Raw genomic sequence first — 1337 nt, forward strand, 5'->3', positions numbered from 1 at the left:
GCATGGCGTGGAGGACGTCGCAGCGGCGTCGGGCGAGGGCGATGAGGGCTTGGTTGTGTTGCTTGCCTTGGGCGATTTTGCGGTCGTAGTAGTCGCGGGAGACGGGGTCGCGGAGGGCTGCGAACGCGGAGAGGAACAGGGCCCGTTTGAGGATCTTGTTCCCGCGCCTTGAGGCATGTTCGCCGCGAATCGATGACCCGGATCGGCGGGTGACGGGTGCGAGGCCGGCGTAGGAGGCGAGGTGGCCGGCGGTGGCGAAGTGCTTGCCGGCGACTTCGGTGAGGAGCCGGGCTGCTGTCCTGACGCCGACTCCGGGCATGCTCGTCAGGACGGGATGAAGAGGGTGGGCCTCCACGAGACGTTCGACCTCGACAGCGATCTCGGCCCGCTGCTCCCGCAGGGATTGGAGTTGTTGTGCGAGCCGCGGCAGCACCAGGGTCGCGGCGTTTGTGCCGACCACGACCACGGTCTGCTCGGTCAGGGCCTGGGCGATCTCAGCCGCAATGCGACGCCCGATCCTTGGAGCCAGCTTGATCAAGCGATCGCCGAGCCGCTTCTCGCCAGCTGCATGCAGCTTCGCCGGTGAGGGGTAACGCTGCAGCAGATCAGTGACTGCGGGGTGATCCAGGCGCGGTCCGATCACTCGCTCGATGGCGGGGTGGATCTGGGTGAGAAGGCCTCGGATCCGGTTGCTGGTCGCGGTGATCTGCTGGGCGAGGTCGTCATCAAACCCGCAAAGCATCGACAGCTCCGCGACCTGCTCGTCGGCGAGTTCCAACGATCGGAGCGCGTGAGGCAACGCTCGGGCGGCCTCCGCGATGATCGCCGCATCCCGGGCGTCGGTTTTCGCCTCACCCGCGTGGAGGTCCGCGATTCGGCGCATCGCGAGGCCAGGTAGATATCCGATCAGCACGTCTTCGGCCTGCGCGACCGCGAGCGGCAGAGCACCGATCGTGGCTGGCTGATCCACCACGAACAACACCCTCCCGTGGGTCTTCAACCCGCCGATGAGGTCGCGGATCTTCGCCTCATCGTTGGGCAGCGCCTTATCGAAGAGTCGCTTCCCGGTCCTGTCGAGTGCGACTGCGTGGTGTTCGCCTTTGCCGACATCGACACCGATGAACACTTCGACGTCGTCGTGTCCGACAATGCTCGTTCCCATCCCCATTCCTCCGTTCGAACCAACCAAGTCGGCCCGAACCAGCAGCGGCGAGTCTCGGCATCCACGTTACGAACGGCCCTCAGCCAAGCCGGACCCTGTCCCTATCAGCGATCACACGCCGCCCAACCAGGCCCGGTGACAACACCCCCCAGATCATGAACAGCGACAGGGGGCA

Annotated in this window: 1 protein-coding gene; it reads right to left on the bottom strand. The window is 65.8% G+C overall.

The genetic code is table 11. The features are described 5' to 3' along the window. Positions 1–1162: IS110 family RNA-guided transposase (locus ACYVF5_RS16630; RefSeq protein WP_460948472.1), on the bottom strand; the 1162-nt coding region annotated here is incomplete at its 3' end. Positions 1163–1337 lie beyond the last annotated feature (175 nt).

Source organism: Okibacterium endophyticum (assembly GCF_054780075.1).